We start from the raw sequence: 20,649 nt of genomic DNA on the forward strand, positions 1-20,649 counted from the left end.
GGCATGTTCTCCTGATCAACGCGCCAGCAACGCATCGTAAAGCGAGCAATAGCCGGCCACCATCGAAGCCACGCTGAATTCCGCCTGCACCCGACGGCGTGCCGCCTGCCCCATCGCCTGCGCCCGCTCCGGCGCGGACAGTACACGCGCCAGCGCCGAGGCCATGGCCTCGGGCCGGCGCGCCGGCACCAGCAGGCCGGTCTCGCCGTCCGCCACCAGTTCCGGATTGCCGCCCACGGCTGTGGCCACCACCGGCAGGCCGCTGGCCATGGCCTCCAGCACGGTCAACGCGATGCCCTCGGCAATCGATGCGCAGACATAGACATCGAAATGCTTGAACCAGGCGTCGGCGTCGTCGCGCTGGCCGGCCAGCGTCACCCGCCCGTCGAGCCCGAGCTCACGCACGCGACCGGCCAGGCGTTCTTTTTCAGGTCCGTCGCCGACGATCACCAGATGTAGCGGCGGCATGCCGCTCCGGGCCGTCAAAACGGCCACCGCGTCCAGCAGATGATCGAAGCCCTTCACCGGATCGAGCCGGCCCACCGTGCCGATCACGCGAGTCCCGGCCTCGATCGCAGGCAGGCCCGGCACGACGGCCGCTTCGCCGGGCGCGAAGCGCTCGGTATCGATGCCGTTGCGAATGAGCACGATCTTCGAGCGCGGTATGCGCACATCTCGCGCCAGCCAGCCCGCCAGATCCGCCGATACCGGCACGAAACGGCTGATGGCCGGCGCGAGCAGACGACGCAGCCAGCGATACCTGGCGTTCGAACCGTTCGGATCGGCCGCGTCTCGCCCGTGTTCGGCGTGCACGATGTACCGGCAGCCGGCCAATCGGGCGGGCACGGCGGCATCGATGGCGCCGATGTTGTAGCTGTGCACGATGTCGGGCGCGAGCGCGCGCAGACGGCGATACAGGCGAAGATAGGCCGCCGGATCCTTGCCCGGCTGCTTGTCGATGGAATCGACCGTTACCCCCAGCGCTTCCGCCCGGGCGGCCAATTCGCCGCGATCACGCAGACCGATGATGTGATGCGCATACCGATCGCGCGTTGCCGCAATGACCGCGAGCGCGACCGATTCCATGCCACCGACGCCGAGCCGGTCGATCACATGCACCACCCGGGGCCGTTGTGATTGGCGCGTCATGAACCCGAGCCCCCCGCACGCCGTAGCGACGCGGCCGCATCGGCCGCGACCCGCGCCAGCTTCGCGGGCCGGGGCCGACCGGCTTCGGAGACCACCAGCATGCCGGCCGGCGTCGCCTGGCCGAGCAACCGATCGATCGATTGCCATAGCTTGAAACGCAGCGGCGAGGGCGTCCATCGCGCCCCGATGCGATAGGCGTAGAGCAGCACGCGCGTGCCGTCGCCACGCGTCGCCTTGAGCGTCAGGGTGGTGAATCCGGCGCCTTTGCCGCCCACCTTCACGGTCGTGGGGCCGGCGACGACCTGCCATGTCGAGGCGTCGTAAAGCCCGCGCCGGATATCAAGAATATCCGGGCCGTCGCTGCCGGCATCGATACCCAGGTAATCAACCCGAATCGGACGCGCGATATCGCCGTAACGGCGGGTCAAATGAACATCCAGCCCCCGTTCCGGGGGGGCGGAATTGCCGTTGGAGCCGTCGTTCAATGCCCGGTAATCGGCCAGCTGCGCCGGCAGCGTCGCCGGCCCCGGCCGGTCGTCGCTTGCCGCCAGCAAGCCGGTCACCGCATACCAGGTCGCCGGCAGCACGATCAGTGCGAGCGTCACCGGCACCATCCAGCGCATGCGGGCCGCCCCATCCTCGGGCAGGCCGTGATCGGGTTCGGGACCCGACGGCGGCGCCTGATGCCACGGCCAGCCGCATACGAACAGCAACACCAGGACCGTGCCGAAGAACTGCCAGCCAAAAATCAGATGGTCGGTGCCGGTCGCATACTGCAGGCCGAGATATTCACCGATCAGAATGGTGAAATACACCCGCAGCGCGTTGGCGATGATCGGAACGACCAGGGCGAAGCCCACGAACACCAGCCGCCGTCGCAGGCTGGTGTAGAACAGATGGGCGTAGAGCACGCCGAACGCCGTGGTGGCGACGAAGAACTTGATGCCACTGCAGGCCTGGGCCACATGCCAGGCCGAGGCCGGGGTATCGATGAAATGCCCATCCATGACGACCGGCACACCGGTCAGCTCGAGCGCCAGCACCGACAGATGGGCAGTGACCGTCTGCAGCGGCCCGACCATGAAATTGCCGAACGGGATCGCGAACAACAGATAGCCGAGTGCAAATGCGATCACCCCGGTCACCCGCGGCCCGTAGAACAGGTACACCATCACTGGCCAGATCAACACCGCCGCGATGTGGCGCGCCAGATTGATGTCCGCCACGGCACCCACGAGCCAGAGCGCGCCCAGCGCGGCCACGCCGAAGAAAGCGATCGGTCGCGGGCGTGCCGCCACCCGCGCCAGCCAGTGTCGTCGCCCCCAGACGAGAACGGCGCAGATCGGGAAGATCAGAAAGGCGTACTGAAAGGTACCGGTGTCGGCCCAGGTTTTGACAAGCGAGCGATAGCTGCTGGCGTAGAGCACAATGAACGCCACCATGCAGGCGACAAATCCCAGATGCACCGCAATCTGCGGGGCGGCGCCGGCCCGGCTCGCCGTCGCGCGCTCGATGCCGCTGCCCTGTGTCCGGCCTTCGCTCATAGTGATATCTCCGACTTGGGCATAACGTCCGGGCCCGCCGGGACGAGCAATCGATCGAGTTCGGCGACGCGCGCCGGCCACGCGTAGCGGGTCAGCACATAATCGCGTGCGGCACGCCGCCCGGCTCCGTCCGGCGCAGCGGTCAGACGGGCGATGACCGCCGCTGCGAATGCCTCGGGCGTATCGGCCACATCGCAGACCTCATGGTGCCCGGTTTCCAGCCCGGCCGCGGCCTGCGGTGTCATGACAACGGCCAGGGACATCGCCAGCGCCTCGAGCACCTTGTTCTGCAGGCCGCGTGCGATGCGCATCGGTGCGACGGCAACGCGCGCATGCGCAAGATAAGGCCGTACATCGGGTACGGCGCCGGTGACCTCCACGCCCTCATGTGCGGCAAGCGCTCGCACGTCGCGCGTGGGCCGCGTGCCGACGATGACAAATCGTGCTGCGGGCACAACGGCGCGCACGCGATCGAAGACATGCTCGACAAACCAGGTGACGGCATCGACGTTCGCGCCGTAGTCCATGGCGCCCGTGAACACGATCCGCGCCGCGCCGCCCCGGTCCGGATCGGAATAATCGGCCTCCGGGTCGAAATACCCGGCATCCACGCCATTGGCGACCGCATGCACGCGGTCGCTACACTCCGGCACCATGCGCCGGAAGAAATCCGCTTCGGCGGCCGACACGAACACGCTTGCATCGAATGTACCTGCCAGCCGGCGCTCGCCCGCGGCCAGTGTCTTCGCTTCGCGCGCATAGACCCAGCGCATCGGTGCCCGGGCGTGTCCGGCGTATTGGGCCCACTTGTCGGAATCCACATCGACAAAGTCGAGTACACGACGAACGCGGTCGTGCCGAAGCACATAAGGCGCCATGGTCGATGAGAACACCAGCACGGCATCGATGGCGCGCTCATGCATGAGCCGGTCGACCCAGGCCTGCATCTTCCGGTCGCGATAATAGGCAAAGCTCAAGGCCTCGCGACGGGCCAGAGCGGTCAGGCTCCGCAGCCGGGCCCGGCGCGGTGCAATCGGCCGTAACAAGACCTGATCGCACCACTGGTTCAGGCAACCCCGATGGGCCCAGTCATCGGGGGTGTCGACGAATGCGCCCAGATGCACCACATGCCGGCTGGAGAGCGCGCGCAGCCAGTTGAAGGCGCGAATCTTGTCGCCCTTGTTCGGGGGATAGGGTATGCGATGACACAGATAAAGCAGTTCAGCCATGGTGAGTGCGGCTGGTCATCGCGCGGCGCTGGCCGACGGATGGCAAGGGCGTCACGCCGCTGGGCCGAAACCGGTCGCTGCCCATCACTAACCCAGGTCCTTCGACAGCCAGGGGCCCACCAGGCACGTGATCGGCAGCGGCAGCTTCTGCCATGCCTTGATGAACATCGCATACTTCGGATTATTGGGGCTGATGTCCGGGATCGAGTCCAGGCCCGAGAGATAGTATTCGTAAGCCAGCGGCTCGGGCTCGAAGCCCCAATGCCGCTTGAAATGATAGGGCCCCGTATCGACCTTGCTGCGCCCGAAATCGAACAGGCGGGCGCCGCGCGCGGTAGCGTGCTGCATGAGCGCCCAGTAGAGATAATCGTTGGCCTTGAGGTCGCGGGCACTCGCCCCGGCGCCGGAGTAATACGGCAGGACCTGGTCGCGAAAATAGAAGTTGAGTACCGCCGCCACCGGCAGGCCCTCGTGGGTCACGGTCAACACGTCGCAGTCGTCACCGAACACTTGCAGCAGCTCGCGCATGTACTTCCGGGAGAATACCGGCGTGCCGAGGCTTCGCAGGTTGTAGGCATAGAGCGGATAGAGCCGATCGATCGTGCTGTCGATGGTCCAGTTCAGCCCGTTCTTGATGCCCTTGCGCACCACCGCGCGCTGCTTGCGCGGGATGAGCTGCAGGTTGTCCTCGTCGTTGTCTGCGAGTTCGCGGCGAAACGTGGTGTAAAGATCCTTGCGTGGCCAGTCGGCGTGTCGCGGCGTGCGTTCCCGCGACTCGAAGTAATCCACCCCGAGCGTGCGGGCGCGCTCGCAGGCGTGGGCATAGAGCGCCGACTCGGCCTCGGCGGTATCGGCCACCACGCCACCGTAGACACAGAACGGCGTCGAAATCAGGGCGTTGGCGAACAATCGGCTATTGACGTGGACCAGGGGCAGAATGCCCTCGATCCGACCGTCGCGCTCGGCGTACAGGAAATAGCAGCGATGTCCGAACGCGCGCTCGATGACCCGTTTCCAGCCGGCGCGATGAAAGAAGGTGGCATCGGCACTCGCCGCCACAAAGGCCTCCCAGGCGGTCTCGTCCTGGCCCAGCGTGTGCACCTGAAGCGATTCGGCACTCATGCGTTGCTCATCCTTGAAGCGGCGGCGTCGCTGCATCCGTCCTCGATCGCAAAGACCCGGTCCATGCGATCCCAGCGGAAATCCGCCAGCAGACGTCGCAGGCGAGGTTCGACCCGATGGATGTTGAGGTAATGGCGGAAACGGCGCCGGGGATCCAGCCCCGGGACGCGCGGCTGCTCCGGATCGACTTCCCATGGGTGAAAATAGAATACCGTCGGCTGTCGATCACGCCGGTTGACGCGCCGCAAGGCGGCGCGGGTGGCCCGATACGGATACAGTCTGAAAAAGCCGCCGCCGGCGCAGGGCAACCGTCGCCCGCCGATTTCCACCGTAGTGACGGGAATTTCGATCAGGCGGCTCGCCGGGCCGGGCCGAAACGGGAACCGCGGCGCCCCGGGCATGCCGTAGGCATCGTGCGTGCCCGGATAGATACTCGAACTGTAGCGGTATCCGGCCGCGGCCAGTTCGTCGAGCGCCCAGAGGTTGGCCGCACCGATCGAGAAACTCGGGGCGCGATAGCCTTTGACCGCCTGCCCGCCGGTGTCCTCGAGTACGGCCTTGGCTTGACGGATATCGGCGCCGAAGGTCTCGCGATCCTGATTGATCACACGCACATGATTCTGGCCGTGGCTGGCCAGTTCGTGCCCAGCGTCCACGATGCGACGAATCAGTGCGGGGTGACGCTCGGCCACCCAGCCCAGCGTAAAGAAGGTGGCGCGAACCCCGGCGAGCTCGAACATCGCCAGAATGCGGTCCGTGCTCGCCTCGACCCGCGACGGCATGCGGGCCCATTGCTCGAACGCAATATGCTGCTCGAAGGCCGAGACCTGGAAGTATTCCTCCACATCCACCGTCATGGCGTTCGCGCTGACGCGTGTGGGGCTGGATATCGCCTCGGGCTGCCAGTCAATGGCCGTCACGGCGCTCACTCCCGGTTGAATAGACGCCTAAGTTTATAAGCCGCGGACCCCGGCGCGACGGAGCTTGCCGCGCGGCGCTCGTTATCGGGCCATTCAGTATAGGCCGGGGTCGTCTCGGCGGAGTTTTCAGGCACGAGATCCCGCAACGTGGCTTCGAGCCGCTCGACACGAAGGATGGCATCGACCAATTCGCGGTGCGCCGCGCTGGTCTCGTGATGGCGCATCAACTCGGCCACACGCTCTTCGCCGTAAGCGCTGCGCAAGGCGCGTTCGACCGCGGCCACCCGTTCCAACAGCGGATCGAGCTGGGGCGAGGTCGGCGGTTCGCCGCCCTGCTCGGCCGCGTCGCCCATGCGCGCACGCTCATTGCTGGCACCATCGTAGATCAGACCGTCGCTGGCGAATTCCGCTTCGAATTCCTCGATCGCCGTATCCAGGTCGTCGCGGGTCAATTCACGCCGTTCCTCCAGATAACCGAGCAACAGCAATCGGTCCATGATCTGGTTGATGCGACGCGGAATCCCGCCCGACCACTCGTAGACGCGGTCGTATACCCCCGCCCCGAACGAAAGTCGATCGGCACGCCAGCCCACGGTATTCAAGCGGTGCTCGATATAGCCCGGCACCTCCGCCGCGCCAAGCGGCTCGAGATGATAAGAGGCCACGATGCGTTGGCGCAGATGCGTCATCGCCGGGCGCATCAACAAATCGCGCAATTCGCTCTGCCCGACCAGCACCACCTGGACCAGCGCCTGACCGCGTGCCTGCAGGTTCGACACGATACGCAGTTCCTCGAGCGCCGCCGTACTGCAGGTTTGCGCCTCGTCGACGATCAGCAACGCGCGCCGGCTCCGCGCCGCCGACAGCTTGCCGACCAGATTGTCGAGCATCTCGTACTTGGCCAGTCCGCGCACGGCCACGCCGAATGCCGCCGCTACCGTGGCCACGACATTGTCGGCATCGATATTGGCCATGGCCACGCGGGCAACCAGCAGATGACGCGTCTTGATCTGGTCCAGCAGAACCTGGAGCAACAACGTCTTGCCGGTGCCGACCGGGCCCGTCACCACGACAAATCCCTCGCCCCGCTCCAGCCCGTAGATGAGATAGGACAAGCCACGGGTATGACTGGCGGTTTCGAACAACCGCCGCGGGTCCGGCATCAACTGGAACGGGCGCGCCTGAAGTTTGTAAAAATCCTCGTACACGGCTAGAACGCTTTTCGGAATTGCAGCGTGATCCGGTTTTCCTGATATCCGGGGCCGTTGCTCTCGTCTCGCCATTGCCGTGAGTAACCGACCGCCGCCTCGGCACTGGGCGAGATCGCGCGCACAACGGACACGCCGGCACTGTAGTCATCGGAGCTCGAGCCGTTGCCGAAATTACCGTCGTAATGATCCCAGCTCGCCGAGGGCACGATGCTCGTGCGCGCACGCACCGCGTAGCGGGTGTCAATCTCGAGGCCGTGGCTGCGGCTGTCGGTCACGCCCGGCGAGCGGTAATTCTCGCGCTGTGCGTAGCCCGTAACCTCGGTGTGGGTCAGAGCCGTATGGAAACCGATGCGCCCCTGCCAGCGCTTGCGTATGTATGTGCCGCGATTGAGCAGTGAATTAGTGCCGTTGTAGCCGGCCCCGCCGCCACCCAGCAAGTTGCCGATCGACCCCACCGAACCGAAGGCATAGCCGGACCCGGCGCTATTGAGCGCATCGAGGCCGGGCGAAGACGGATCTTCGCTGTAACGCAGCGACAGATCGAGCAGGCGACCATGGTGCGATGCCGCCAATGAGTAGCTGGCGCCATAGAAGCGGTGGCCGTAGTTCACTTCCAGTGAATTGCTGGCACTGGCCCAGCGCGCCCCCACCTGCCAGCGCGGCGCCGACCAACGCTCGTTCCTGCCGTTGCTTCGATATTTATCCTCGACCCCGCCCTGCGTGGTGAGCGTCAGCGTCGGGGAGACGCGGTAGCCCAGTTGCAGTGTGGCGCTGTCGAAATGCTGCGTCTGGTTGGGATTGCCGCTGTAGCCGGGCGGCAGTGCGCCGGCACCGAAGACCTGCTGGTAGCGATCGATAAAGCGTTGCGCATTCCCGCCCGAGCTCTTTACCGCCTCGGTAACGACCTGTGCCTGCCAACTGAATGGCTCGACTTCGGTCGGACTGGTGATGCCGGCGGAGACACCTTGAACGGTGGTATCCGGAACACTGTTGTCGCCGTAGATCGATCGCCCGTAGCGATAACGCAGCATCCCCTGGCCCAAGCCACCCAGGGACTGGATTACATAGGGGCTGATATTCGTGTGCCAGGCGGTCGTTTTGTTCTGATTCGGCCGAATGATGTTCGAGCGTGAATAGCCCACCGACGGATCGATTACCTGTTTCCCGTACTCCGTATCGGCATCCAGATACAGATGGTTTTCAATCAGATCGATGGAGGTGCTGCCCTGCAGATCGTTGTAGATGTCGTTGTCGTGGCCATGATTGGCATAAGCCACCCCTTCGAGTTGATAGCTTGCCTGGCCGCGGATTCTGCCGGTCGAAGAACAGGCATCGATGCGCGGCGCCACCGTGGTGATGAAATCCGATTGCCGATGATGCGCGTCGAGATTGAGATTGTCGGTGTAGGTCTCGGAGCCGGAAACCGACGCCTGCACATAGCGCCCCGACGCTCGCCGGGGCGCCGCCGGGCGATCCAGAACCGACGCGGTGTCCGAACTCGCCACATCGCCCAGGCTCAAACTGGGCGCGCACCCGTTGGGTGCGAAGCCGCCGGCAAAGCCGAATGGATTGCTCGTACCCGGGCCGCCTGGCGCATAATCCTGGCTACTCGACGCACTGTTGCCGATGACAACCGGCCGATTGTCCTGGTAATCGCTGCCGGTGCCCGACGCCGTACCGGTGCGGCTCGTCGCCACGCCGCCACCCCCGGAAGTGGCCCCCGTACCCGATCCGCTGCCGGCCGAGACCTGCGCCGCCATCGCGTTCGCACCCCAGACCAACGCCAGGGGCAGCGCCATCACGCACACACGCACACACGCCGCGCGCCGCAGTGGGCCGTCGGTGGGATCGCACATGGGGATGACACGTGACGCGGGCATGGGCTTACTCCGTGCGCTCCGACTCGGCCGGGTACATGCCGTAATAGCCAGCGTGCCGCTCGCCGAACAACTGATGCCCCTGGCTCAGCACCAGACTGATGTCGGCGCCGGACGGCTCGATCAACGAAAGCGCTGCTTCGACCGCTCTTTTTTCGGTGTGCTCAGCGCGCACGAGCATAAGAATCTGCCCCACGTTGACCGCCAGCGCCTGGGATTCGGCGGTAGCCAGAAGCGGCGCGGAATCAAACAGCAGAATCCGGGCCGGATCCGCAGACAGCTCATCGAGTACCGATCTCATTCGCCGGCTCGAAAGGCTTTCCGCCGCCCGACGGCTGCGGCGCCCCGCCGGCAGGATGGACAGCCGGGCCTCGCTGGTCGGCACCACGCAATGCTCCGGGTCCGCATCGGCATGCGTCAGCAGATGCATCAGTCCCGGCTCGCGTTCAAGCCCCAGATTGCGGCTGATACCCGGCTTGGCCACATCACCGTCGATCAGGAGTACGGAATGATCCAACTCGTTGGCTAGACTAAGGGCCAGGTTGAAGGTGGTGAAACTCTTGCCCTCGCCCGGGTTGGCACTGGTGATCATGATCCGGTTCGCAGCCGACGCATCGGCTGCCATGGCATTCAGAATCGGCCGTTTGATCCGCTGCAACTCACGCCCGATCAATTGCGCCATCGACTCGGGCGGCAGCAATCCGACCCGGCGCAGCCGCACATCGTCGAGCTCCAGCGGCTCGCGCTGTCCGGGCTCCCGGGTATCGAACACGGGAGCGTCGTCGAACACTTGATCGTCGGCCCATTGCACCGGTTGCCGTCGTTCCTGGCGTTTCAGCCGCTCGGCGGCCTTCTCGACAATACTCATAGAACCTGTCCGGAGACGATGTTCGGAACCCACTGCACGCCCACCGGCAGCAGGACCAGCGCCGCGGCGAAACCGACCAGTAACGACAAACAGCAAATCACGAATACCAGCATCGACCGCCGCCGATCGGCGCGCTGCGCCGGGCTGAGCGCCAGACTCACGGCGCCGATCACGGGGAAACCGGTCGCCTCGGTCAGGTCACGCCGGCTCGAGAATACCGGGCGGATCTGGGCGAGAAACCATGCAAAGGCAACCCCGGCGGCTATCGCGCCGATCAGCGCCATGACCATTAGGATCAAGCGCTTGGGCCCGGACGGTTCGGCTGGCACTTCGGGCGGATCGATGACACGGAATTGCAACGCATTGCTGCTGTTTTGCACATCGGTCGACAGACGCGCGCTGTACAACCGTGACAACAGTTTTTCGTACTGGTCGCGCGTGACCTGGTAGTTGCGGCTGAGCTCGGCGAGCTTGGCCTGGGCGTCGTTCATCGAGTCGGCGCCAGCCTGCAGTTTCTTGAGTTGGCCCTGCTTGCGCTGGAGCGACGACTCGAGCGTGCTGATCTGCACCTTGGTGTTGTTGAGCTGATCGGACAGAGTAGAACCATTGCCGCCGCCGGACGATGATGCCCCGGAGGGCGCCTGAATCTCGCTCGGGTGGGCCCGCAGGCGGGCCAGCATATCCGTGCGCCGTTGCTTGAGCTCGGCAATCTGCCGCTTGGCATCAATCACGTCGGGGTGCTTCGGTGTGTAGCGCGTCAGCAACTGGGATAGTTTCTGCTGTTCGGCATCCAGCTGGTTGTCGATGCTTTGAACCTGCTGACTCTGGGCCGGCGGCACGCTGGCGTGGCCGGTTCCGCCGGCGCGCATCTGTTCAAGAATATTGGCCTTGCGATCGCGCGCGGTCGAAAGCTTGTCCTGGATCGAGTCGATGTCGGCGTTGAGCTTCTGCACCTGACTGACGTAATCGTTCGTCCCGGGCATGAGCTCTGCGTGGTTCTTCTTGAATTGTGCAAGCGTCTGCTCGGTCTGGTTGAGCTTCTGCTTGTACTTGTCGACTTCCTTGTTCAGAAACGAAACCGCCTGCGTGGTATCGCCGCTGTTTTTATCCGATAGGTCCATGGTCGTCATGATGCTCATGACTGCCTGCACGACCGACTGCGCCAGCCTGGGTTGTGAGCTGGTATAGCTGATGGTGTAGAGGTCGGTATTCCCCCCGCTGTTCTTCAGGGTCAGCCGCCTCTGCAGGCCCTGGATGAGGGCCTGCTCCTGCTCCGGCGTGGTCACCCGCAGGTCGAGGCCTGTCGAGCGCGCGATATCACGCAGGTGGGGGCGGCTGAGTACCGTCCGGATCAACAGACTGACCTGCTGATCGGTGTCCGGCGTGATCGCCATGCCCCGCAGCAGCGGGTCGATCGCCGATTTCGTGTCGATGTGCACGCGCGCCGAGGAGCTGTACTGGTCCGGCAGGCTGTACACATACAACCAACCCACCAAGGCAATAAGCCAGGCAATCCCCAGCGCGACCCAGCGAAAACGCCAGATATTGCGGAGCTGACCCAGGACGAGTGAGAGGATTTCCTGCATGGTCCTCGCTCAGATTAGCGCGCGATAGTGCAGGCCGTTCGGCCAGCACTATCGCGCCGGATTCTAGAAGTAGGTGCGGGGAATGATCACGACATCGCCCGGATGGACCGGGACGTTGTCGTTGATGTTGCCGTTGAGCAGGTCCGCAATATCCACGTTGAAGGTTTTCGTGTGGCCATTTTCGTGCCGTACGAGCTTGGCCCGATTACCGGCAGCAAACTGGGTCAGACCGCCGACGTTGATCATCACGTCCAGCAGTGTCATGCCGGTACGGTAAGGCATCGACTGTGGCTGCGCGGCCTCGCCCACGACCCGAACCTGGTCGGCGTAGGTGCCGTGAAACTGGGTGACGATCACCGTAACGCGTGGGTCGCGCACATACGCCGAGAGCGCGTTCTGCAGATCGCTGGCAAGTTGCTTGGGCGTTTTGTTCGCCGCTTTCATGGACTGCACGAGGGGGATGGATATCTCCCCGTCCGGCCTGACCGGCACCTGCATGCTCAGGTCGGGGTTGTTGCGGACATAAATCTTCAGCTGGTCGCCCGGGCCGATGCGATAGGTGCTGGTCGGTGCCTGGCCCTTGAGCGCCTTGGGCGGCGCCGAGGCACAGCCTGCCATCAGACCGGCCATGAGAATCGCGGCCACCCAGGTCAGAAACAAACGATTTCGAAACACTTTGCCATCCCCCATAGGCCGACACGGCCCGAGACTGTCATTACCCGGCCTTGCATCCGCCCGAGTCGGTTACGGTTGGTCGACGCTTTCGCCCCCGAAGTCCTGTTGTGCCCGTCACGACATGCCGGGCCCCGATTTTCCGCATCATGCCGCTGACTCCGTCTGATTGTAAATGAAATTCCCCGGTTGCCGGGCAAACCGGGCTAACCGGTGCCCGCGCCGCCGGCCAGCCGGTTCAATATCTTATGCGCGTGACTCGTTTCGTCCGGGCTCAGGCCGGCGGCAACCGCCTGGCCGAGCAGGGTTTTCGCGCGCTGCCTGTCGTTCGGCCTGCCACGAGCGGCCAGGGCCACGCCCAGGTGATACCGAATTTCGGGACTGTTTTTACCCGCCGATTTTTCGGCCGCTTCGAGCAACGCGATACCCGAATCCTGCTGCCCCTGGGACACCAGCATCCAGCCCAGTGTATCGGTCACCGCCGCGCTGTCCGGGGCCTCATCGTGTGCCTTGCGGGCGTAGCCGAGTGCTTTCTCGGGATGACTTTTCGCATTGATGAGCGCGAGGTTGTTCAGTGCAATCACGGCGCCGGGATGGGCCGCAAGCACCTTCTGATACAACGACGCCGCGCGCTCGGTCTGATCATTCTGCTGATACCAGGCGGCCAGCTGCAGAGCTGCCGTGGCATCCCCCGGGGCCTGCTTCAGCCATTGCTCGAGCGGCTGCGCGGGCTTGTCAAGCCGGCCGGCCCGGCGCGTGTCAAACATGGCCATGGCCAACCGGGCACCGGGTTTTTTCCGATAAGCCCTGGCGTAGGCGGCATCGGCCTGCTTGAAGCGCTTGGCCGTACGCAGGACATCGCCACGGAGCACGTCCGCATCGAAATCGCGCCCGGCCTGCCGCAGCGCGGTCACCTGCGCCAGCGCCGCATCCGTGTTGCCGGCATCCGCCTGGGCCAGTGCCAGCACGCTGGCCGCGGGCCAGAATTCGGGGGATTGCCGGCGCAGTTTCTGCAAACGCGCGATGCCGGCCTGGCGTTGGCCGTACGACAACTCGGCCTTGGCGACAGCCAGGGCGAGGTCGGGACGGTCGGGCGCCTGGCCCGCCGCACGCGCGAGCGTTTTCAAGCCGTCATCGGTCTGGCCCTGGACCAGCTGTGCGACGCCCTTGAGGTGTAACCAATCCGCCGACTTTTCGTTTGACTTGAGCTGGTTGTCGATCAGCTTCAGCGCCGGACCGGCCTTGCCAGTCACCAGATAGGCCCGGGCCAGGGCCTGATTCAATACCTCCGACTTCGGCTGGCGTGCCACGGCCGATTGCAACAGACTGATGCCCTGTGGCGCCTGGCCCGCGCGCGCGTGGAGTGCGGCGAGCGCGAGCGTCAGATCGGTGTTGTCCGGCTGCGCGCTTTGCAGCGGCTTGAGTTCGTCGACCGCCTCGGCATAACGCCCGCGCTTGGCCGCCAGGGCGGCCTGGGCCCGGACCAGGGAGTCGTCATCGGGATTCGCCTGATGCGCCTTGGCAAGCACTTGCGCCGCATCGCTGTAGCGGGCCGTCGCAACATAACTCTGCGCCAGCAGCTTCTGCATTTCGGCATCGCTCGGGTTCGCCCGGGCCAGCGTCTCCGCCTGCTTCAGCGCGTCTGCCGTTTTGCCCGTGGCCAGCGCGATCCGTACGCGGGCAGCCGCCACCGCGCGACGCTGGGCGTCATTGCTCGGCTTGATCTTCGAGAGCACGGTCTGCGCCGCGGCCTCGCTGCCCATTTGCGCCAGCGAACGCGCCAGATCGAGTTGCAGCGAGATATCGTCGATACCCGCGTTCGCCGGCTCGCCATTCGCATGATTTTGCTTGAGCTGGGCCACGACGTCGGCCAGCGCCTTGTGCAGACCGGGTTGGTCGGGGTGGCGCCGATACGCCTTCGCCAGCAGATCCCGGGCCTGCTCGCCCTGGTTCTGCGCCATCCAGAGGCCGGCCTGAAGCCGCAGAGCCGCCATATCGTCCGGCGCCTGCGCCAGGACTCGCGTAAGAAAGGGCTGGGCCGCATCGGGCTGGCCCTGGGCGATCCGGAGCCAGGCCATCAATGTCATGCTGCGCAGATTGTTCGGATCGACGTTGAGCGTGGCCTGGACGTGATTGGCCGCGTTCTGGTAGTCCCCTTGGCGGATATCCATCAACGCCTGGAGGTAGTTGCCGAAGGGGTTGCTCTGATCGGCCGCCAGAAGCGCGTCGATATTCTTCTGCGCCGCGGCCGTATCGCCGACGCGTAACTGACAATCGGCCAGCAGCGCCCGCGCACTGCGCTCCTGCGCCCCGGCCATTAACTGGGCGCCGACCTGCATCGCGTGCGTCAGACGCTCGACCGCACCGCTGCAGTTGTTTGCCCGGTAGTCGACCTGGCCGAGCAGCGCCAGCGATCCGACATCGTCCGGATGCGCGGCGACCGCCTTCGACAGCGCGGCATGCGCGCTCTTCAGATCGCCCTGCCGCAGAGCCAGCCGCGCCTGCCCCTGCAGCGCGTCCGGCAACCCCGGTTCGATCGCCAGGGCGGACGCATAGGCAGCGCTCGCCTTGTCGGTATCGCCAAGCCCGGCCCGGGCATCTCCGCGCAGGCTGGCAATCAGCGCCCGCACGTGATCGGACGAGTCGCCTTCTGGCTTGTTCAGGACTTTAAGGGCCTGCTGATACTTGCCACTCGCGACCAGCGCGCGCCCGAGCGGCAGGGCGAGCGCCGCGGCCGGCTGACCATTGGCCTTGGCTTTTTCGAACTGGTGGATCGCATCGTCGTATTGGCGTTCTGCCAGCGAAGTGTGCCCCAGCAGGGCCCAGGCGACGCCATTGTCGGGGTGCTTGCGCAGCACCGTTTTCAGCTGCACCTCGGCGGCATGATAGTCGTGCTTCTCATAGGCCTGGCGCGCCTTGCCCACCCGTTGCTCGGGCGAAGAGAACGAACAACCGGTAATCAATACGGCGGCCGCCAGGCAAAACACAAGCGCGCCTGCGATCCGCAACGGTCTTTTCTGAAAACTGCTTGACTCGACCATGACTCCCCCTGGATCTGTTGCCGGCTCACACGGCCCATGCGCGGCCATTATGTTCGAAAGCAAACACTGCTGGCGCAGTGTAGCCCGGTACCATGAACGCTCGACAACACGGTGCCGGGCAACATACCCGCCCCGCGGGCCGTTTGACCGAACACGGCAACACACCCTAGTTATTCTGCTCGATCCCATGCTTGCGCATCAGATCGTAAATGGCGGGCCGCGACACGCCCAGTAACCGGGCAGCCTGCGAAATATTGCCATCGGCCCGGCCCAGACTCTTTTCCAGCGCACTGCGCTCGGCGGCATCGCGGACCTGCCGCAGATTGAGCTGACCGTCATCCATATCCGATGTGGTCTCGCTCAGCCCGAGATCCGTGGCATCGATCAATTTGCTTTCGGCGAGAATAACCGCCCGATTCACACGATGCTCCAACTCGCGCACATTGCCGGGCCAATCGTGCTGCTCGATGGCGGCCAGCGCGTCCGGCGAAAAACCGCGCAGCGTTCGACCGTGTTCTTCGTTGGCCCGCTCGAACAGCGCTTTCGCGATCGCGATGGCATCGCCACTGCGTTCGCGCAGCGGCGGGATACGGATGGTTATTTCAGCAACGCGGTAATACAGATCCTCGCGGAAATCGCCCTGTTGGATCAGCGCCTGGAGATCGCGATGCGTCGCACAGATCACGCGTGCATCGACCGGAATCTCGTGGCGCCCGCCAACACGCTCGATCACGCGTTCCTGGAGAAACCGCAGGAGCTTGGCCTGCAGACTTGGGGCCATGTCGCCGATCTCGTCGAGAAAAAGCGTGCCGCCCTCCGCCAACTCCACCTTGCCGAGCGTCTGCTTCTGCGCGCCGGTGAAAGCCCCCTTCTCGTAGCCGAACAGTTCGCTCTCAAGCAGGTGCTCGGGGATCGCCGCACAGTTGATCGCGACGAACGGACGCTCGGCCCGCGGGCTGAGCCGGTGCAACGCGCGCGCCAACACCTCCTTGCCCGAACCGGTGTCGCCCTGCAGCAACGTGGTTGCACTGGTCGGCGCGATCTTTTCGATCTGGCGGACAATACGCCGCATCGACTCACTGGTCGCGATCAGGCCATCGAGCGGGCGGTCCGCGTCGGCCCGGAGGCGGCGGTTCTGGCGCTCGAGCTGCCAGATATGGAAAGCACGCTGGATAATGAGTTCGACGACCTGGATTTCGACCGGCTTCTGGTAAAAATCGTAGGCGCCCGCCGCGATCGCCTTGATCGCGCTATCCTCATCGCCATTGCCGGTCACGACAATCACCTTGGTCGCCGGCGCGAGCCGCAGAATATCCGACAGTGCGGCCATTCCTTCTTCGATCCCGTCAGCGGCCGGCGGCAGGCCGAGATCGAGCAGCACGACCTGGGGTTCATGGCGGCGAACCCGGTCGATGGCACTGTTTCGGTCCGCGGCGAAAACCGGATCGTATTGATCAAAGCTCCAACGCAGCTGTCGCGTCAATCCCGGATCGTCTTCGACGATCAGTAGTCGTTCGGCCACTGCATTCATGGATCAGGTTCTCCCCTCGACAAAGACCGGCTCGGCCGATGCATCGGCGACCACCGGCAGCACCATCGCAAACCGCGTCCCTCGACCCGGCGTACTGACGACGAACACATCACCACCGGCCGTGCGCGCAAAATCACGGACCTGGTAGGCCCCGATCCCCATGCCCCGCGTCGACTTCGTGCTCACGAACGGCTGGAACAGAGAATCGCGAATGAAAGCGGCGGTCATCCCTTCGCCGTCATCACTGACCGCGATTTCGATACCACCGTCGCGGAACCGCGTTTCAATCTCAACCTGCCCGTGTTCACCGGTCGCATCCTGGGCATTGCGCACCAGATGCCGCAGCACCATGATCAATCGGTCACGATCCGCATTCACAACGGCCCCGCTCGCCGCCCCCCGCCGGACCGGCGCCGGGGACGTCCCGGCCAGCTCATCGATGAGTTGATCGATGGCGGCGTCGACATCCACGCGCTCGGTGCGATTCTCCGATCGCGACACCTTTTGCAGCTGGTTGAGCACACCCCGCATACGGGTGACCGAGTGCTCGATAGTGGCAATCATGTCATCGACAAAGGCGGGGTTGTGTTTGTGCCGCTCGGCATTCTCCAGCATGAGCGACTGCTGGCCGGCAATGTTTTTCAAATCATGCATGAGAAAGGCCGTCAGTCGGTTGAAGGCCTCGAACTGACGTGCCTGGGTCAACGCGCGGTTGGCTTCCTGGTAATCGAGATACACCCCGATCTGCTGCGCGAACGCCTTGAGCAGATCGATTTCCTCCCAGTTGAGCTCGAACGAGGCCCGCGGCTCGGCCAGCACGAGAAAACCGACCAGCCGGTGCTGGCCCGCAAACAGCGGAATCATCAACCGTGCGCGCTCGAGCGTCATAAACCAGCCGGGCGCCTCGAAACCACCATACTTGTCGGGGTCGCGCCCGAATTCCGCGCGGTCGACCACCCAGGCCGTCTCCCCCAGATAGACGGCCAGCGCCCCGGTCAGGGGTTCGGACACATCCGCCGCGGCCGCCATGTTCCATTCCGCAACACAGGTGAAACGCCCGTCACGCGCGAGCCAGAGGGCGCCCGCCGGACTGTCCACCGGTTGCGCAATCGCCCGGATCGCCCGCTCGTATACGTCGAGATCACCATCGTCACGGCTCAGCCGTCGCGTCAGCGCCAGCCATTGCTCGCGATAATCATAGCGATACTGCAACAGATGCTTGTGTACGAGCACACGGGCATGACCGCGAACCTGACCGGAGAGGAAAAACACCACCAGCAACAACGTGGCGGTCACGGTGAACAGCAGCGCCGTCACTTCGGCCCAACTGCTGTCGAACCGGCGGATATACGTACTGCCGCCGGCCACGACCATCAGATAGGCGCCGGCCACGATCAAGGCGCCGGTGCGAAAGATCACCTGATTGGACACACTGACCCGTGCCGACCACTGGGCGTTACGCGCCGCGGCCAGCCCGATCAACGGCGCGACGAGCGCGTTAACGGCACCGCGTGCGTTCCAGACCGACAATGCGATGCGATGAGCGGCCAGGGCGCCCGAATACATCACGAAGTCGTATGCGAACAACGTGGCGAGCGCCAGACAAAGATACTTCACGGCCCAACGGGCATCCAGATCACTGGCCCGATAGGTCTGTTCGACCAGCACCAGCCCATAAAGACTCATCACGATCGCGCCCACCGTGAACAGCACGCTGTGGCCGGTGGCGATCATTCCGGAGGGGCCGGCCAGACGCCACAACAGGTAGCCCATGATCGAAACGGGCAAGGTGACGGCGATCCCCCGCAGCCAGCGATGGCGCATCGACATCCGGCCGACCGGAACGAGCCAGGCCGCAGTCACCAGCCACAGCCCGGTACGCGCGGTTTCCACGACATCGAGCAGCGGACCACTGATGGTAATCAGCGGCGCCGCGGCCAGGAACGTAAACCAGAAGCCGGTCATCGCGCTGGCCACCAGTAAAAGCCGCGAGGCGCCGTGATGCGCGCGGACCCCGAGCATGATGAAAGCCGTCAATACAAAGAAGGCCACCGCCCCCACGCCGTTGGACAGCAACCACACCTGGGTGATGTCGAGATCGGGAAACATCGCGACGGATCCGATATCAGCCGCGCAGGCGGCCTGAGCCGGCGTTCACCGGCTGCCCTTGCGGAACAGCACGACCTCGATCGTGTTGATCAGGATGAGCAGATCGAGAAACAGGCTGCGATTCTTGACGTAATACAAATCGAGCTGCAGCTTGCCGTTGGCATCCTCATCCGAGGCGCCGTAGGGATATCCCAGCTGGGCCCACCCGGTCACCCCCGGTTTGACGCACTCGCGCACCCGGTAATAAGGCAGGATCGTGACCAGGTGCTGGACGAACTCCGGACGCTCTGGCCTGGGCCCCACCAGGCTCATGTGGCCAAAAAACACATTCCAGAGCTGCGGCAGCTCATCAATGCGTAACTTGCGGATGGTGTGGCCGACCCGTGTGATACGCGGATCGTCCTGCGCAGCCCACTGCGGCCCGGACATGGCCTCGGCGTCGACCCGCATGCTACGAAACTTGTAGATCGGAAATTCCCGGCCGTTGAGCCCGACTCGCGTCTGCCGAAAGAGCACCGGCGCGGTGAGACCGTCTTCGATCTTGATCGCGACCGCAGCCACGACCATGAACGGCCAGAGCACAACAAACAGCACGAGGGACGCCACCAGATCCAGCAACCGCTTGAGCACATGATCGACCGCTCCCTGGCGGAAGCCGCGCGAAAAGATGATCCAACTGGGCTGCAGAAGCTCGGTTTTCACTTTCCCGGTCTGGCGCTCGTAAAACGTGAGCATGTCGACGACGTTGATCCCCGAGACCCGGCATTCGATCAGCGCATCCGACGGAAAATTGTGGCGCCGATCATCCATGGCCACCACGACTTCGTCGACATCGTGTTGGCGAGCGTACTCGGACAATGTTGTATCGACGTGGCACCGCAACGCATCCGACACCATGACGGGCTCACCCTCGATCACCACACAGCCCACCAATTTGAACAACGACTGGTCACTGCGGCGGCGCAGGAACGCCAACAACTCGGCGGCGTTGTTGCCGGCACCGTAGAATAAAACCCGCCATGGAGAAGATTTTTGACCGACTGTCGCGTCGAAGACGAACTGCACAATCGCGATACCAACCAACGACAGCAAAAGTGCCAGGGCGAACACACCGCGACCGAGGTAAAGGCCGGGCAGGATGTAATAAACCACGATGGCGAACACCGCGCCGAAGGCGATAGCCACCAGAACACGAACAAACAAGGCCAGGTAGTTATTTTCCCGATGCGGTCGGTATACCCCCATCGCGCTCAGGCACAGCACGAGGATCACCGCATAGGCCATGGCCTTGAGCGTCATCATGGGATAGTCGGCAATCACCGGGGCGTCGGCCGTGATGTAGCGAATATTGACCGCAGCGAACACCGAACCGATCAGCAGCAGGAAATGCAGCAGGCCCAGCAACACGAACTTGACATGCACATGGTGATTAAAGATACGCAGCGTATTCATGACTCCCCAAGCATTGAAGGCGCCCCTCTCCTTCGACCGCGTCACGCTCGTTGAAAGCGTCTCTACCGAGCCGCCAGGCGTTGCGTCACACCTGACCGCCCATGAATCGACCGCCGCGCACAGGCCTCGCACGCCCCACGATCGAAGACTTCAACAAAGTCGATACTACCGCAATCGGCATGCGGCGGTGATGGCACGTTAATTATTTCGACGGTTCCGCCCGGAATCCATCCAGTGGGGCTCGCGGGCGCACGGCACTCACTGCCGCGGCACCGCGAGCCGCGCACCGCCTCGCGCAAAAACAACTCAACCCAAAATCAAAACCTTACAAGAAGCAC

Annotated in this window: 14 protein-coding genes; all 14 read right to left on the bottom strand. The window is 64.2% G+C overall.

Annotated elements, in window-relative coordinates; translation table 11 throughout:
• Positions 1–15 precede the first annotated feature (15 nt).
• On the bottom strand, positions 16–1,149 hold the full coding sequence (locus tag ACS8Y6_RS14625) for a glycosyltransferase (protein ID WP_440855868.1): 1,134 nt from the start codon (positions 1,147–1,149) through the stop codon (positions 16–18).
• On the bottom strand, positions 1,146–2,693 hold the full coding sequence (xrtA, locus tag ACS8Y6_RS14630; RefSeq protein ID WP_440849682.1) for an exosortase A: 1,548 nt from the start codon (positions 2,691–2,693) through the stop codon (positions 1,146–1,148). The genes ACS8Y6_RS14625 and xrtA overlap by 4 nt, the downstream gene beginning before the upstream one ends.
• Entirely contained in the window at positions 2,690–3,922 is a 1,233-nt protein-coding gene (locus ACS8Y6_RS14635) for a TIGR03087 family PEP-CTERM/XrtA system glycosyltransferase (RefSeq protein WP_440849681.1), read from the bottom strand. Before ACS8Y6_RS14635 ends, xrtA begins: the two co-directional genes overlap by 4 nt.
• Before the next feature lie 87 nt (positions 3,923–4,009).
• On the bottom strand, positions 4,010–5,080 hold the full coding sequence (locus ACS8Y6_RS14640; protein WP_440849680.1) for a FemAB family XrtA/PEP-CTERM system-associated protein: 1,071 nt from the start codon (positions 5,078–5,080) through the stop codon (positions 4,010–4,012).
• Entirely contained in the window at positions 5,041–5,901 is an 861-nt protein-coding gene (locus tag ACS8Y6_RS14645; RefSeq protein WP_440849715.1) for an XrtA system polysaccharide deacetylase, read from the bottom strand. The genes ACS8Y6_RS14640 and ACS8Y6_RS14645 overlap by 40 nt, the downstream gene beginning before the upstream one ends.
• 68 nt (positions 5,902–5,969) lie before the next feature.
• Positions 5,970–7,172, bottom strand: coding sequence for an ExeA family protein (locus ACS8Y6_RS14650; protein WP_440849679.1), 1,203 nt, complete (start codon positions 7,170–7,172; stop codon positions 5,970–5,972).
• 2 nt (positions 7,173–7,174) lie between these two features.
• Positions 7,175–9,055, bottom strand: coding sequence for a TIGR03016 family PEP-CTERM system-associated outer membrane protein (locus ACS8Y6_RS14655; RefSeq protein WP_440855869.1), 1,881 nt, complete (start codon positions 9,053–9,055; stop codon positions 7,175–7,177).
• Between the two features lie 4 nt (positions 9,056–9,059).
• Positions 9,060–9,920 (bottom strand): P-loop NTPase, encoded by an 861-nt coding sequence (locus ACS8Y6_RS14660; RefSeq protein WP_440849677.1) that lies wholly within the window; start codon positions 9,918–9,920, stop codon positions 9,060–9,062.
• Positions 9,917–11,506, bottom strand: coding sequence for an XrtA system polysaccharide chain length determinant (locus tag ACS8Y6_RS14665; protein ID WP_440855870.1), 1,590 nt, complete (start codon positions 11,504–11,506; stop codon positions 9,917–9,919). The genes ACS8Y6_RS14660 and ACS8Y6_RS14665 overlap by 4 nt, the downstream gene beginning before the upstream one ends.
• A gap of 63 nt (positions 11,507–11,569) precedes the next feature.
• Positions 11,570–12,181: an XrtA/PEP-CTERM system exopolysaccharide export protein gene (locus ACS8Y6_RS14670; RefSeq protein ID WP_440849675.1), complete on the bottom strand. Its 612-nt coding sequence runs from the start codon at positions 12,179–12,181 to the stop codon at positions 11,570–11,572.
• Positions 12,182–12,384: 203 nt separating this feature from the next.
• Positions 12,385–15,219: an XrtA/PEP-CTERM system TPR-repeat protein PrsT gene (prsT, locus tag ACS8Y6_RS14675; protein WP_440855871.1), complete on the bottom strand. Its 2,835-nt coding sequence runs from the start codon at positions 15,217–15,219 to the stop codon at positions 12,385–12,387.
• A gap of 166 nt (positions 15,220–15,385) precedes the next feature.
• Positions 15,386–16,750, bottom strand: coding sequence for a PEP-CTERM-box response regulator transcription factor (gene prsR, locus ACS8Y6_RS14680; RefSeq protein WP_440855872.1), 1,365 nt, complete (start codon positions 16,748–16,750; stop codon positions 15,386–15,388).
• A gap of 3 nt (positions 16,751–16,753) precedes the next feature.
• Positions 16,754–18,859, bottom strand: coding sequence for an XrtA/PEP-CTERM system histidine kinase PrsK (gene prsK, locus ACS8Y6_RS14685; RefSeq protein ID WP_440849672.1), 2,106 nt, complete (start codon positions 18,857–18,859; stop codon positions 16,754–16,756).
• A 45-nt stretch (positions 18,860–18,904) separates the two neighbouring features.
• Complete coding sequence (locus ACS8Y6_RS14690; RefSeq protein ID WP_440855873.1) at positions 18,905–20,311, bottom strand: TIGR03013 family XrtA/PEP-CTERM system glycosyltransferase; 1,407 nt, start codon at positions 20,309–20,311, stop codon at positions 18,905–18,907.
• Positions 20,312–20,649 lie beyond the last annotated feature (338 nt).

Origin of the sequence: Salinisphaera sp. RV14 (genome assembly GCF_052044135.1) — a bacterium.
In the GTDB taxonomy this organism is placed as follows: domain Bacteria; phylum Pseudomonadota; class Gammaproteobacteria; order Nevskiales; family Salinisphaeraceae; genus Salinisphaera.